13 protein-coding genes are annotated in these 13,847 nt (G+C 62.2%); 3 read left to right on the forward strand and 10 right to left on the reverse strand.

Annotated elements, in window-relative coordinates:
• The first annotated feature begins 243 nt into the window (after positions 1–243).
• Positions 244–897: a DUF2931 family protein gene (locus DQ405_RS00005; protein ID WP_168422707.1), complete on the forward strand. Its 654-nt coding sequence runs from the start codon at positions 244–246 to the stop codon at positions 895–897.
• Positions 898–1,037: 140 nt separating this feature from the next.
• On the opposite strand, the gene DQ405_RS00010 is transcribed toward DQ405_RS00005, so the two are convergent.
• The 10 genes from DQ405_RS00010 to glcD all read right to left on the reverse strand — a co-directional run bounded on the left by DQ405_RS00010 (position 1,038) and on the right by glcD (position 12,140).
• A complete protein-coding gene (locus DQ405_RS00010) occupies positions 1,038–1,424 on the reverse strand; it encodes a helicase (protein ID WP_168422347.1) in 387 nt (128 codons plus the stop codon).
• Positions 1,425–1,559: 135 nt separating this feature from the next.
• Complete coding sequence (locus DQ405_RS00015) at positions 1,560–1,832, reverse strand: HU family DNA-binding protein (protein WP_168422348.1); 273 nt, start codon at positions 1,830–1,832, stop codon at positions 1,560–1,562.
• 147 nt (positions 1,833–1,979) lie between these two features.
• A complete protein-coding gene (locus DQ405_RS00020) occupies positions 1,980–3,191 on the reverse strand; it encodes an NAD(P)/FAD-dependent oxidoreductase (RefSeq protein ID WP_168422349.1) in 1,212 nt (403 codons plus the stop codon).
• 1 nt (position 3,192) lies between these two features.
• Positions 3,193–3,360, reverse strand: a complete 168-nt coding sequence (locus tag DQ405_RS00025; RefSeq protein WP_168422350.1) for a rubredoxin — start codon at positions 3,358–3,360, stop codon at positions 3,193–3,195.
• A gap of 144 nt (positions 3,361–3,504) precedes the next feature.
• Positions 3,505–5,214 (reverse strand): L-lactate permease, encoded by a 1,710-nt coding sequence (locus DQ405_RS00030; RefSeq protein ID WP_168422351.1) that lies wholly within the window; start codon positions 5,212–5,214, stop codon positions 3,505–3,507.
• A gap of 221 nt (positions 5,215–5,435) precedes the next feature.
• Positions 5,436–7,619, reverse strand: coding sequence for a malate synthase G (locus tag DQ405_RS00035; protein ID WP_168422352.1), 2,184 nt, complete (start codon positions 7,617–7,619; stop codon positions 5,436–5,438).
• 25 nt (positions 7,620–7,644) lie between these two features.
• The gene (locus DQ405_RS00040; protein ID WP_168422353.1) at positions 7,645–8,049 is read right to left on the reverse strand and encodes a heme-binding protein; all 405 of its coding nucleotides are present in this window, start codon (positions 8,047–8,049) and stop codon (positions 7,645–7,647) included.
• 129 nt (positions 8,050–8,178) lie between these two features.
• Complete coding sequence (glcF, locus tag DQ405_RS00045) at positions 8,179–9,396, reverse strand: glycolate oxidase subunit GlcF (protein WP_168422354.1); 1,218 nt, start codon at positions 9,394–9,396, stop codon at positions 8,179–8,181.
• Between the two features lie 186 nt (positions 9,397–9,582).
• On the reverse strand, positions 9,583–10,641 hold the full coding sequence (glcE, locus tag DQ405_RS00050) for a glycolate oxidase subunit GlcE (RefSeq protein WP_168422355.1): 1,059 nt from the start codon (positions 10,639–10,641) through the stop codon (positions 9,583–9,585).
• Positions 10,641–12,140, reverse strand: a complete 1,500-nt coding sequence (gene glcD / locus DQ405_RS00055; protein WP_168422356.1) for a glycolate oxidase subunit GlcD — start codon at positions 12,138–12,140, stop codon at positions 10,641–10,643. The genes glcE and glcD overlap by 1 nt, the downstream gene beginning before the upstream one ends.
• A 237-nt stretch (positions 12,141–12,377) precedes the next feature.
• Here glcD and glcC point away from each other — a divergent pair, with 237 nt between their 5' ends.
• Both glcC and DQ405_RS00065 read left to right on the forward strand, forming a co-directional pair.
• Positions 12,378–13,148, forward strand: coding sequence for a transcriptional regulator GlcC (glcC, locus tag DQ405_RS00060; RefSeq protein WP_168422357.1), 771 nt, complete (start codon positions 12,378–12,380; stop codon positions 13,146–13,148).
• Between the two features lie 105 nt (positions 13,149–13,253).
• Entirely contained in the window at positions 13,254–13,793 is a 540-nt protein-coding gene (locus DQ405_RS00065; RefSeq protein ID WP_342030385.1) for a chorismate lyase, read from the forward strand.
• Positions 13,794–13,847 lie beyond the last annotated feature (54 nt).

Below are 13,847 nucleotides of genomic sequence, written 5' to 3' on the forward strand. Positions count from 1 at the left end.
GGAAATCCCGGCGATAAGGGCTATCGCGTCCGCTTAAAAAACGCGGACACCATCGCCCTTAATGCTGGAGTTCGGAAGGTGAGTTGGCTGGACGCTTACACATTACATTCATGTTTCGGCACACTGGAATAAGCCTGTTAAAAACTGGTCGCCCGGCGGGTTTAGTCTGTTGTATATCAACGCTCCCACCCCCGATGGCATCCGCCGACAACATCCTCATGTACCCGATTGGACCTTATTATGATGAGAGCTTTTCTTGCCTTCTTGGGCCTAATCGCTCTTTACGGCTGCCAGGCAGAACCGTTGTCAGCAAAGCACGACCCGAAGAATCGCTGGTGGAGCTTAGAGTTCTTTGGGCCGAACTATATGACCGGCTGGGTCGAATCAAGCGTTGTCGAAGATATCAACGGTAAGCTCTTTGACCACGGCAGTGGCGGGATTATTGGCAATGGAAACCCCGGATACTCAACCGAAACTGCTAGAGGTTGGGTCGGAGGGGTCGGCGGAAACATAAGAGGGGTTGTCGGCGCGGACCTCCCAAAACGTATCTACGTCCGCTGGCAGTCCGTAGTTGAATCACAAACCTATCGAGCCTGGATAGAAATTCCTGAAGAAGCCAGGAAGATCATGCACAACTCCACGCACCGACGCTGCCCCCAAGCACCCGAGCGGACTGCGCGATATATGGCCGCGGCCTACTTAGGGCTGGCCCCGGGCGGGGTTGTTCAAGTTTGGATAGTGGATAGCTGTGGTGATGCGATAAAAGTTGCTCGCGGCAAGGCAGAGATAGAACCACTAGGACCGCACCTTGGAAAGTCCGGCGGCAACTACTATCCGCAACCCGAAGTATCCAAACGTTATGTGAAGAAGTTCGGTATCCCTTATGGCAGCTGGTAAACCCTGTGACTATAGCGCTCTCATACCCTGGCGAGCGCCGCCACCCGCAGCTGGAAGCTAATCTAGCTATAAAATTGAATGGGTCGTCCAACCCTGCCAACTGTGCCTGCCTTACGGCGCCTCAGGTCGTCACCAGCGAATCACGCCGCCTCAAGCTTCTTCTTGCGCGGCTTTAGATATTTGGTCAGCCCCTGGAACCACATTACCAACGCCGGATTGCCCTGGATCTGGACGTCTTTGTTCTGGATGCCCTGCATAAAGGCCAGCTGCTTGTTCTTGGCGTTCATGGTGGCGAATCCGTATGCGCTGTCCTTGAAACCGATCGCAAACGCCGGCTCGGTGGCGGGGCCGCCGTGACTGGTCACGCGTTGATCCTTGACCACGTAATGCCGCGCGACTTTGCCGTCGAGCGTATGCAGCTGGAAGGTCAGGTCTTTATCGCCGAGTTGCTTCTGGAAGTCAGGGTTGGTGCGGCTGGCCTTGGTCATCAAGCGACCAAGCATCCAGAGAAGAAAGCGAAATTTCATGATGGCCGACCGTTAGCGGGAAAAGCGGCATTGTAACGGCTGGTCTGAGCGGCGGAAGCAGCAAAACAGAGGGGTCTGGAATGGACCGCACAGTCAGGCTGACCCGGAGCCTGGGCGGCCCCGGGCGGCGCGATTTTAATTGATCGCGTCTTTCAACATCTTTCCCGGCTTGAAAGCCACGGTGTTGCTGGCCTTGATGGTGACGGGCTCACCGGTTTGAGGATTTTTACCCGTACGAGCACCTCGATGACGCTGAACGAAGGTGCCGAAACCAACCAGGGTTACGCTGTCCTTGCGGTTGAGCGCGTTGGTGATCTCATCGAGTACGGCGTTGAGTACACGGTTGGCCTGATCCTTGGTGAGATCGGCCTTGTCGGCGATGGCGGCTGCGAGTTCCGGTTTGCGCATGGGTAGCCTCTAAGACTTTATTGTTTTTGTTCGCTGTTCTCCGAACAGCGTTCCGACGCGCTGCAACAGCTCTACACTGCGGCAGCGCCACAGGGAGCATGGCACGCTGCTAGCACTCACGCCAGCCCCCGCCGGCGCTTTACCGGATCATTCTTGAGACTTTAACGACAGAACCTGAGGCAGTTCCGCCAATACCGGCGGTAGCTGCTTATTCAAGGCCAGACGCTCCTGCACCGCCGTCCCGGTCAATGCATAACCCAACAGGCTGCCGTCCGCGGCGCGGAACAGCGCCTTGATATCGTTGCCCTCGCCTTCTACGCTCCAGCTTCCCTCGCTGCCGGCAGCGGGCGGCGATACCACCAGCGGACACACTGGGGTTTTTACGGTGATCGGCATCGGGCCGTAGGTAACCGAAGTCGGCTTGCCGGTGAGGGTCCGCGACAGCGCGCGCACGCCGCTCATCAATGGCATCACGTAAAGCAGGTTCAACCCACCCACCTCGGCGCAATCTCCGAGGGCATAGACATGCTCGGCCGAGGTCCGCAATTGCCGGTCAACGCTTATCCCGCGATTGACTGCCAAGCCTGCCGCCTCGGCGAGTTCGGTGCGCGGACGTAGACCGACGGCGCTCACCACCAGATCGCAGTTCAGCCTCTGACCGTCCGACAGCTGCGCTTGCAGCCCCTCGTCATGCCGATCCAGACGCTCCAGCACCGGCCCCAGATGGAAGCGCGCACCCAGCGACTCCAACCCACGCTGAACTGCCGCTGCAGCCTCTACCGGCAGCAGCGAAGGCATGATCTGCTCGCACGGCGCGACCAGTTCAACCTCGTAGCCGCCGTGCAGCAGATCATTGGCAAATTCACAGCCGATCAGCCCGGCACCGACGATCAACACCCGGCGCTTGCCTCGGGCGGCCTCGCGGAAGCGACCGTAGTCCAGCAGATCGTTGATTGGAAAGATCGCGTCCTGGGCATCCCCGGCAACCGGCACCTGGATGGTCTGTGCGCCCCAGGCGATCACCAGGTCGCGGTAAGGCACTGGCTCGTTGCCGATCCACACGCGACGATTCTCCGGATCGAGACGCGTCACCCTCGTATGGGTGCGAATCTCGGCGTTGAGCTGAATGGCCATCGGTCCCGCCATTGCCATGCCCAGCCCGTCGGCCTCTTTGTTCATGGCGAAGCCGGTGGACAGCATCGGCTTCGAATAGGAGCGGCCGTCATCGGCTGTGATCAGCAAGAGTGGCGTTTCGCTGTCGAGCTTGCGGAATTCCCGCGCGAGGTTGTAGCCCGCCAGCCCGGTACCGATGATGACCAGGGGAGCCGCCGGTGCGCTTTTGTTCTTCGATTCGTTCATATCAACCTATCGCGATCATCTCGAAGTCCATCTTGCCGACACCGCAGTCAGGACACAGCCAGTCCTCTGGCACGTCCTCCCAACGAGTTCCCGGCGCGATCCCATCGTCCGGCCAACCCTCGGCCTCGTCATAGATGAATCCGCAGACTACGCATTGCCATTTCTTCATTGCCCACCTCGATCGCTATCGAATGCGCTGCACGCCATACCAGAACAGCGAGGTCCGCCAAATCCTCGCGCTCTGGTGCCAAATATAAGTGGAGATAAACAAAACGGGCGGCCTGAGCCGCCCGTCCGGGACCACTTACGCCGATTAGCTGGCGGTAGCGGTTCCCACCAGCGGATCGGTAATGCCCATTACATAGAAGCCGATCATGCCGATGCTACCGGCCAGTATGAGGTAGTACAGGGTCGGCAGCATGGTCTTGCGTAGCGTGATGCCTTCGCGACCCAGCAGACCGACCGTCGCCGAGGCCGCCACCACGTTGTGAATGGCAATCATGTTACCGGCCGCCGCACCCACCGATTGCAGGGCCACCATCAGCGCGCCAGAAATCCCCAACAGCCCGGCAGTGTTGTACTGGAACTGCGACAGCATCAGGTTGGACACGGTGTTGGAACCGGCAATGAAGGCACCCAACGCGCCGACAGCAGGCGAGAAGAACGGGTACACGCTGCCTACGCTGTTGGCTACCAGCTGGGCCATAGCCACCGGCATAGACACCAGATCAGACTCGTTGACGCCGGAGTTGATCAGGATACGCACCATCGGGATGGTGAAGATCAGCACGAAACCGGCGCCCAGCAATGTTTTGCTCGACTCGGAAATTGCCGCCACCAGCTGGCGCGCCTGCATGCGGTGCAGGAAGAAGGTCACCAGCACCACCATGCAGAGAATCCCGCCTGGCAGATACAAAGGCTCCAGCGTACCGGACACACCGGTTTCACCGAGGATGTCCTTCCAGCCGAAGCTCACCGACATCAATGCGGCCTTGAGCTGCGGGAAGATCCGCGACATGACCAGGAATACCGCCAACAGCAGATAAGGTGCCCAGGCCATCGGCACGGAGATCGGTGTGCGACCGGCGACGTCGTCGATCTTCATCTCGATCTTGCCCATCCACTCCACCGGCCATTCGCTGGCCGGGGCGAAATCCCAGCTGTCCTTCGGCAGCAGGAAGCCTGCCTTGGCCGCCGGTACGACGATGGCCAGACCGACCAGCGCGCCGATCATCGACGGGAACTCCGGGCCGAGGAACACTCCGGCAGCGGCGTAAGGGATGACGAACGCCAGACCGGTAAAGATGGCGAATGGCGCCATGCTCAGGCCTTCGCTCCAAGAGCGGTTGCGCCCGAAGAAGCGGGTCATGATGCTGATCATGATCAGTGGCATCAGGATGCCGCACAACGCGTGGATGATGGCGACACGCGAGAAGATCAGATGGAAGAACGTCTCCCAGTTACTGCCCACCGCGGCCAGTTGGCCGCCGAGAGTCGCCTGATCCAGGCCACCGGCCACACCAACCAGAATCGGTGTACCCACCGCGCCGAAGGACACGGGTGTGGATTGCACCATCATGCCCAGCACGACGGCAGCCAGGGCGGGGAAGCCCAGCGCTACCAGCAGTGGCGCGGCGACCGCTGCCGGCGTGCCGAAGCCCGAGGCCCCTTCGATGAAGCAGCCGAACAGCCAGGCAACGATCAGTACCTGAACGCGTTTGTCAGGACTGACATTGGCGAAGCCGCGACGAATCGAGGCGATGCCACCCGAGTGTTTGAGCGTGTTGAGGAGAAGGATCGCACCGAAGATGATCCAGAGGATCGCGGCGGTGAGGATCAACCCTTGCAGCGTGGAAGCCAGGACCCGGTTGAAGGTCATGTCCCAAGCCAGCAGGCCGATCAGCGCGGTAAGTATGAAAACCAGTGGCATGGCGAACTTGGCCGGCCAGCGAAAGCCGATCAGTAGAACGCCCGCCAACACCAGCGGCACGAAGGCCAGTATGGACAGCAGTGTCTGACTCATTGTTGGGTTCCTTGTTTTTTGTTGTGAACCACTTCTTTATCCCGGGAAGCCCCGGCGCCCCGCATGAATGCCATAGTTTCATGACATCCAAAGGTGCTGATCGACCGTTACGCCGACCCGCCCCCCATGCTCGAAAGCCCCGAGCGCGATCAGGCGCCCGGGGCTTGCAATCTACGCTAATGGCCGACCTGGGCCAGCCATCAGCAATCTTCTGAATACCCTCAAAGTCCGTTTTGCTGCTTGAAGCGCTGGCGCCAAGCATGCAGCAACGGCTCGGTGTAGCCGCTCGGCTGCTCGCGCCCCTTGAAGACCAGGTCGCACGCGGCCTGGAAGGCAGCGGACTGTGCATAGTCAGCCGCCATCGGACGATAAACCGGATCACCCGAGTTCTGCTGATCCACGACCTTGGCCATACGCTCCAGGGTCTCGCGGACCTGCGCTTCGTCGACCACACCATGACGCAGCCAGTTGGCCAGATGCTGGCTGGAGATACGCAGCGTGGCGCGGTCTTCCATCAGGCCGACATCGTGGATATCCGGCACCTTGGAGCAGCCGACGCCCTGCTCGACCCAACGCACCACATAACCGAGGATGCCCTGGCAGTTGTTGTCCAGTTCCTGCTGGATCGCCTCGGCCGACCAGTTGCGCTCCGGCGCAACCGGGATGGTCAACAGATCGTTGGTCAGCTGCTCGCGCTCGCTGGCCAGATCGATCTTCTCGAGCTCGGCTTGCACCGCTTGCACGTCCACTTGGTGGTAGTGCAATGCGTGCAGCGTGGCGCCAGTTGGCGACGGTACCCAGGCAGTGTTGGCACCGGCCTTGGGATGCGCGATTTTCTGCTCGAGCATGGCAGCCATCAGGTCCGGCATGGCCCACATGCCCTTGCCGATCTGCGCCTTGCCACGCAGGCCGCAGTTCAGCCCGACCAGCACATTGTTGCGCTCGTAGGCCTGGATCCATGCGGTGCCTTTCATGTCGCCCTTACGCAGTACGGCGCCGGCTTCCATGATGGTGTGCATCTCGTCGCCGGTGCGATCGAGGAAGCCCGTGTTGATGAAGGCCACACGATTCTTCGCCGAACCGATGCAGGCTTTGAGGTTGACGCTGGTACGGCGCTCCTCGTCCATGATGCCAACCTTGAGGGTGTGGCGTGGCAGGCCGATTAGGTCTTCAACGCGGCCAAACAGCTCATTAGCGAAAGCGACTTCGGCAGGACCGTGCATCTTGGGTTTTACGATGTAGACGCTGCCGGTGCGCGAGTTGCCCTTACGCTGCAGGTCGTGCTTGGCGATCAGACTGGTGATCACGCCATCCAGAATCCCTTCGGGAATCTCATGCCCGTCGCCGTCGATGATCGCCGGGTTGGTCATCAGGTGACCCACGTTGCGGATGAACAGCAGCGAGCGGCCGTGCAGGGTCAGGTTCGAACCGTCCGCTGCGGTGTATTCGCGATCGGCGTTGAGGCGACGGGTGATGCGCTTGCCGCCCTTCTCCAGATCTTCGGCCAGGTCGCCCTTCATCAGGCCGAGCCAGTTGCGGTAGACCAGCACCTTGTCGTCGGCATCGACCGCGGCTGTCGAGTCTTCGCAATCCATGATGGTGGTGATAGCCGCTTCGATCAGCAGATCCTTGACGCCAGCGGCGTCGGTCTGCCCGATCGGGCTGTTCGGATCGATCTGGATTTCAACGTGCAGGCCGTTGTTCTTCAGCAGGATCGCCGTCGGCTCGACCGCTTCACCCTGATGGCCGATGAATTTCTCTGGCTGCGCCAGGCCGGTAGCGTTGCCGTTCTCCAGGGTGACCTTGAGCTGGCCATCCTGTACGCGGTAGCTGACCGCATCGGCATGGCTGCCTTCGGCGAGCGGCGCGGCCTGATCGAGGAAGTTGCGTGCAAAGCCGATGACCTTGGCGCCACGTACTTCGTTGTAACCCGGGCCCTTCTGCGCGCCGTTCTCTTCGCTGATGGCATCGGTGCCGTAGAGTGCATCGTACAGCGAGCCCCAGCGGGCGTTGGCGGCGTTCAGCGCGTAACGGGCGTTGCCGATCGGTACGACCAGCTGCGGGCCGGCCTGGCTGGCGATTTCGCTGTCGACGTTGCTGGTGCTGATCTTCACGTCGGCCGGCTCAGGCAGCAAATAGCCGATGGACTCGAGGAAGGCGCGGTAGGCCGGCATGTCGCTGATCGGGCCAGGATTGCTGCGGTGCCAGTTGTCCAGCTCCACCTGCAGGCGATCACGCTCGGCGAGCAGGGCACGGTTCTTCGGCGCCAGGTCGTGGACCAGCTGATCGAAGCCGCTCCAGAAGGTCGACGATTCAACGCCGGAGCCCGGCAGGACTTCGTCTTCGACAAAACGATGCAGATTGGCCGCCACTTGCAAACGGCCCAGGGTTACGCGCTCGGTCATGTTCTCTTCTCCTGAAATTCGTCTGTCAGTTGCCGATGGCCGCGGCACCGGCCTTGGCTACCTGCGCGTCCTGTGTGGCGGTCACGCCGGATACGCCGACCGACCCGATCACGCTGCCATCGACGATCACCGGCACGCCACCTTCCAGCGAGCAAACCACCGGAGCGGACAGAAACGCGTTACGCCCGCCATTGACCATGTCCTCGTAACCCTTGGTTTCGCGGCGACCGACAGCCGCGCTACGGGCCTTCTCTGTTGCGATGTAGGAGGCGATCGGCGCGCAGCCGTCAAGACGCTCCAGCGCCAGCGGGTGGCCGCCGTCATCGGCGACGACGATGGTGACGGCCCAGCCGTTGTTCTGCGCTTCGGTACGCGCGGCGGCGAGAATGGTGGTGACTTCAGTCTGGGTCAGTACCGCTTTGGTTTTCATGTTCTCTCCTGTCGAATGGTTTGCGTCACGGCGCATAGGGTTTGTCGGAACGAGCTTGCTGACGAATCGATGCGACACCGAGCTGCGGTTATTCGCGACCTGCGGTCTCTCGCTCCTACGGGTTCGGGCTTACTGCATCGCCTCCTCGACGACCTCGATCCAGTGCCGTACCGGCGTCCGCCCGGCACCATCGAGGTGCGTCTGGCAGCCGATGTTGGCAGTGACGATGACTTCCGGCTTGCCGCTTTCCAAGGCGGTAAGCTTGTTGTCGCGCAACTGCTTGGAAAGCTCTGGCTGGGTGATCGAGTAGCTGCCGGCAGAACCGCAGCAAAGATGCGCATCCGGGACCGCAGTGAGCTGAAAGCCCAGCCGGGTGAGCACGTCTTCGACCGCACCGCCGAGCTTTTGTGCGTGCTGCAGCGTGCATGGACAATGGAACGCCATGCGCTTGTCGGCCTTGACGCGAAGACGCTCCAGTTCGGCGCTGCGCAGCACTTCCACCAGGTCCTTGGCCAGCGCACTGACCCGAGCGGCCTTGGTCGCATAAGCCGGATCGTCGCGCAACAGGTGACCATAGTCCTTGATGAAGGCACCGCAACCGCTAGCGGTCTGCACGATGGCTTCGGCGCCGCCTTCGATGGCGGGCCACCAGGCGTCGATGTTGCGGCGGGCACGGTCCAGGCCGGCTTGCTGGGCGTTCAGGTGATAGTCCACGGCGCCGCAGCAACCTGCTTCACGGGCAGTGGAAACACTGATACCAAGACGATCGAGCACCCGCGCAGTGGCCGCATTGGTGTTCGGCGACAGGCTCGGCTGCACACAACCCTCCAGCATCAGCACACGGCGCGCATGCATCACCTGAGGCCGCGGCTTGGCCGGGGTGACCTGGCGCGGCATGTGCGATTTCAGCGTCGCAGGCATCAGCGGGCGCAGCGCGTTGCCGGTACCGAGCAACGCCTTGAACAGGCCAGGACGCGGGATCACGGTACGCAACCCAGTGCGCAGCAGACGCTCGCCGGCGGAGCGTTGGACCTGTTGCTCCATGAAGTCCCGGCCGATATCCAGCAGGTTGTGATACTGCACGCCGGATGGGCACGTGGTTTCGCAGTTGCGGCAGGTCAGGCAGCGATCCAGGTGGGTCTGGGTGCTCTCGGTGACTTCGCCGCCCTCGAACATCTGCTTCATCAAATAGATGCGTCCGCGCGGGCCGTCCAGCTCGTCGCCGAGCAACTGGTAGGTCGGGCAGGTCGCATTGCAGAAGCCACAGTGCACGCAGGAACGGAGGATGCTTTCGGCTTCCTCGGCACGCGGCAGTTTTTTCGCGGCTTCGCTGAGATTGGTTTGCATAATTAGGTCGTTCTCAACACGAATGGCTCTTTGCGTTGGCGCTTCGCGCCAACCCTTCGGGACATGCGCCAGAGGGCGCAATCCATCGTTGTTCGTCGCTCATTTGAATCACCAAACTTCTCTCCTCACGCCTCGTCTTGCACCTTCTGGCACAGCGTCGCAGCGGCCAGTCGCGCTGAGCACGACCTAGACCTCGGAATACATTCGGCCGGGGTTGAAGATCCCCTGCGGATCGAGTTGCGTCTTCAGCTGGCGGTGATAGCGCAGCAGCGGCTCGCCCAATGGCTGGAACGGACTAGCGCAAGCGCTAGCGGTGAAGCAGATGGCGTGGCCGCCGACTTCAGCGGCAATGCCGCGAATGGCCTGCGCATCGGCATCGGACTTCAGCCAGCGCTGAGCACCGCCCCAGTCGATCAGCTGTACGCCGGGCAACGCCAGTTCGGCCGTATTGGTCGGCAGCGTCAACCGCCACAGCGGCCGTGCATCGGCGAAGAAGCCCAGGCGCTGTTCACGCAGGTCCTGCCAATACCCGCCATCGAGGGCTTCGCCACCGATACGCTCACAGGCGGCATTGACCGAGCCTTCGCCGCCCTCGAGACGCAGATGCAGCGCACGGCCATCATGGCTGGCGGCGGTGATCGGCACGGGCTGCTGGCCCCATTCGGCGAGTTTGAGCAGCGCCCGATCGACGCTCATCTCGACCCGCAGACTGCGGCACAGACGTGGCTTGGGCAGCACTTTGAGCGAGACTTCGGTGAGCACGCCGAGACAGCCGAAGCTGCCAGCCATCAGCCGGGATAGGTCGTAGCCGGCGACGTTCTTCATCACCTCGCCGCCGAAGCGCAGATGCTTGCCGTGTCCAGTGATCACTCGCGAGCCCAAGACGAAATCGCGTACCGAGCCGGACCAGGGCCGACGCGGTCCGGACAGGCCCGCGGCGATCATACCGCCGACGGTGGCGCCCGGCCCGAAGTGCGGCGGCTCGCAGGGCAGCATCTGCCCAGCCTCGTCGAGAGCCGCCTCCAGCTCCGCCAATGGCGTACCGGCACGAACGGTGACCACCAGCTCTGTCGGGTCATAGCTGACGATGCCGCGGTGGCTGCGGATGTCCAGCAGCGTGCCCTCGACCGGACGGCCGAGAAACGCCTTGCTGCCGCCGCCCTGAATGCGCAGTGGGGTATTGCTGGCCAACGCCTGGTTGACCTGCTCGAGCAGCTGCTTGCTGTCGTCGAAGGAAACCGTCATCAGAAGCGCTCCAGTTCGGGGAAGGGCAACTGCCCGCCGTGCACGTGCATGCCGCCGAATTCGGCGCAGCGGTGCAGCGTGGGAATATTCTTGCCGGGATTGAGCAGGCCACTCGGATCGAAGGCCGCCTTCACGGCGTGGAACAGGGTCAGCTCGTCGGCGTTGAACTGCGCGCACATCTGATTGATCTTCTCGCGGCCAACGCCGTGCTCGCCGGTAATGGAGCCGCCGACTTTCACACACAGCTCGAGAATCTTGCCGCCCAGCGCCTCGGCGCGTTCCAGCTCGCCTTCGGTGTTGGCGTCGAAGAGGATCAGCGGATGCATGTTGCCGTCGCCGGCGTGGAACACATTGGCCACGCGCAGGCCGTATTCTTCGGACAGATCGGAAATCCCCTTGAGCACGCCTGGCAATTCGCGGCGCGGGATAGTCCCGTCCATGCAGTAGTAGTCCGGTGATATCCGCCCGACTGCCGGGAAGGCGTTCTTGCGCCCGGCCCAGAATTTCACTCGCTCGGCTTCGTCGCGCGCCTGGCGCACTTCGGTGGCACCGGCCAGTTTCAACACCTCGCTGACGCGCGCGCAGTCATCGACCACATCGGCTTCGACGCCGTCCAGCTCACAGAGCAGGATCGCCTCGGCGTCCACCGGATAGCCGGCATGAATGAAATCTTCGGCGGCACGGATCGACAGGTTGTCCATCATTTCCAGGCCACCGGGAATGATGCCCGCGGCGATGATGTCACCCACCGCGCGACCGGCCTTTTCCACCGAGTCGAACGCGGCCAGCAGTACCCGCGCCACCTGCGGCTTGGGTAGCAGCTTGACCGTCACTTCAGTGACGATGCCGAGCATGCCTTCGGAGCCGGTGAACAGCGCCAGCAGGTCGAAGCCCGGTGAATCCAGCGCGTCGGAGCCGAGCACCATGCGCTCGCCCTCGACGGTAAGAATTTCGACCTTGAGCAGGTTGTGCACGGTCAGGCCGTATTTCAGGCAGTGCACACCGCCAGCGTTTTCGGCGACGTTGCCGCCGATCGAGCAGGCGATCTGCGACGAAGGATCGGGCGCGTAGTAGAGGTCATAGGGCGCCGCGGCCTGGGAAATAGCCAGGTTGCGAACGCCGGGCTGAACACGGGCGAAGCGACCAGCCGGGTCGACTTCGAGAATCTTGTTGAAGCGCGCCATCACCAGCAGGATGCCCTGCTCCAACGGCAGCGCACCGCCGGACAACCCGGTACCGGCGCCGCGAGCGACGACCGGCACGCCGCGCTTGTGGGCAATCTTCAGCAGCGTTTCGACCTGTTCGATACGCTCGGGCAGCACTACCAGCATCGGCGTGGTGCGGTAGGCAGACAGGCCATCGCATTCGTAGGGTTTGAGATCTTCCCCGCGGTGGAGGATGTCCAAGCCAGGCAGCTGGGCCTGCAACTCGGCAAGCAATGCCGCCTTGTCGACCTTGGGCAGCTCACCGTCGACGCGTTCGTCGTAGAGAATATTCATGGGCAGTTGGTGCTCTTGATTGTTCACCGCCAGCACGGCCAGCTGCGGTGGATTGCCGCATCATTAGCTCGTCACCCCCTGATCGTCCACCGACAAAACCACTGGTCCTACCAGTTTCTTTCGTCATGCTTTCATCATCCCGGCGTGAAATAGCCATATATCAGGCCTACAACCACCCTCACCTGCATTGCGGTAGACTTTTGCCGTACTGGTCCTACCAGTGAAAGGAGACCCTTAATGCTGTCCGAAAACACCCAGGAACGCCGCCAGCTGGCCGATATCGTTGCCGAGCGGATCGAGCGGCTGATCGTCGACGGCGTGCTCAAGGTCGGTCAAACCCTGCCGTCGGAGCGACGCCTGTGCGAGAAGCTCGGCATCTCGCGTTCGGCCTTACGCGAAGGGCTACGCGTGCTGCGAGGGCGCGGCATCATCGAAACCGCGCAAGGTCGCGGCTCCCATGTCGCCAGGCTGTCCGGCGAGCAGGACGCCAGTCCGCTGATGCACCTGTTCAACTCGCAACCACGTACCCTGTTCGATCTGCTCGAGGTCCGCGCGCTGCTGGAAGGCGAGTCGGCACGACTGGCGGCACTGCGCGGCACCGACGCCGACTTCGTTCTGCTACGCCGGCGCTACGAAGAAATGCTCGCCGCGCATACCGAAGAAGGCGCTGATCCACGAGAGCACGCACGGCTTGACCATGCCTTTCACCTGGCCGTCAGCGAGGCATCACACAACCCGGTGCTGGTTCATACCCTGCAATCGTTGACCGATCTGATGCTGTCCACGGTGTTCGCCTCGGTAAACAACCTCTACCACCGTCCGTTGCAGAAGCGGCAGATCGATCGCCAGCACTCGCGGCTGTTCCACGCCATCACCGAGCGGCTGCCAGACCAGGCCCAGCGCGCCGCGCGCGACCATATCCACAGCATTCGTGACAACCTCAAGGAGATCGAGCAGGAGGAGCAGCGCCTGGTCCGCGCCACCATGCGCCTGGAGGGCTGGACATAAGATCCATCGTGAACGGCAGGCGTAAGGTGTGCCTTGGCTCGGGTTTGGAGCGGCCTTCGTGCCGCATGCTAGACTCGGCGCTTCTTTTCGCTGCCGCTATCGCTCGTGCCCGACTTCCAGACTTGGCTGACCGCCGACCGCTTCTCCGTTCCGCTCGATCCTGCCCTTCACGACTGGCTATTTGTCGATAGAGGCTCGCTGACGCGACGCCTTACCCTTCTCGCCGATGGCGCCTTCAGTGTGCTGCCGCTCGCAGAAGGCTGGCAGACACTGCGTGATGACGAATGCGCGGCGCTGGGCGTGGCGAGCGGCAGCCAGGGCTGGGTTCGCGAGGTGTATCTGCGCGGGCAGCTGCAACCCTGGGTTTTTGCCCGTAGCGTCGCGGCCCGCAGTGCTCTGGAGCACTCCGGCCTCGACCTGCAAAGCCTCGGCAGCCGGTCGCTGGGCGAGCTGTTGTTCAGTGACCGCGCCTTCGCTCGCGGCCCGCTGGAAGCCTGTCGTTATCCAGCCGCCTGGCTCCCCGAAGAGATTCGTCAGGAGCAGCTGTGGGCGCGACGCTCATGCTTCACCCAGAAGGGGCTGGGCGTACTGGTGGCTGAAGTGTTTCTGCCGACCCTGTGGCGCGCGGCACGGATCGATGGCTGAAGGCTGAGCAGACTGCGCGTCACCTGCCGGCACCCCGTAACTGTTTGGAGACCC

The organism is Pseudomonas sp. SST3 (genome assembly GCF_003325755.1).

Excerpts from the sequence above, each read along its gene's own strand:
- DQ405_RS00005 (WP_168422707.1), top strand. The coding sequence starts at position 244 with ATGAGAGCTTTTCTTGCCTTCTTGGGCCTAATCGCTCTTTACGGCTGC.
- DQ405_RS00010 (WP_168422347.1), bottom strand. The coding sequence starts at position 1,424 with ATGAAATTTCGCTTTCTTCTCTGGATGCTTGGTCGCTTGATGACCAAG.
- DQ405_RS00015 (WP_168422348.1), bottom strand. The coding sequence starts at position 1,832 with ATGCGCAAACCGGAACTCGCAGCCGCCATCGCCGACAAGGCCGATCTC.
- DQ405_RS00020 (WP_168422349.1), bottom strand. The coding sequence starts at position 3,191 with ATGAACGAATCGAAGAACAAAAGCGCACCGGCGGCTCCCCTGGTCATC.
- DQ405_RS00025 (WP_168422350.1), bottom strand. The coding sequence starts at position 3,360 with ATGAAGAAATGGCAATGCGTAGTCTGCGGATTCATCTATGACGAGGCC.
- DQ405_RS00030 (WP_168422351.1), bottom strand. The coding sequence starts at position 5,214 with ATGAGTCAGACACTGCTGTCCATACTGGCCTTCGTGCCGCTGGTGTTG.
- DQ405_RS00035 (WP_168422352.1), bottom strand. The coding sequence starts at position 7,619 with ATGACCGAGCGCGTAACCCTGGGCCGTTTGCAAGTGGCGGCCAATCTG.
- DQ405_RS00040 (WP_168422353.1), bottom strand. The coding sequence starts at position 8,049 with ATGAAAACCAAAGCGGTACTGACCCAGACTGAAGTCACCACCATTCTC.
- glcF (WP_168422354.1), bottom strand. The coding sequence starts at position 9,396 with ATGCAAACCAATCTCAGCGAAGCCGCGAAAAAACTGCCGCGTGCCGAG.
- glcE (WP_168422355.1), bottom strand. The coding sequence starts at position 10,641 with ATGACGGTTTCCTTCGACGACAGCAAGCAGCTGCTCGAGCAGGTCAAC.
- glcD (WP_168422356.1), bottom strand. The coding sequence starts at position 12,140 with ATGAATATTCTCTACGACGAACGCGTCGACGGTGAGCTGCCCAAGGTC.
- glcC (WP_168422357.1), top strand. The coding sequence starts at position 12,378 with ATGCTGTCCGAAAACACCCAGGAACGCCGCCAGCTGGCCGATATCGTT.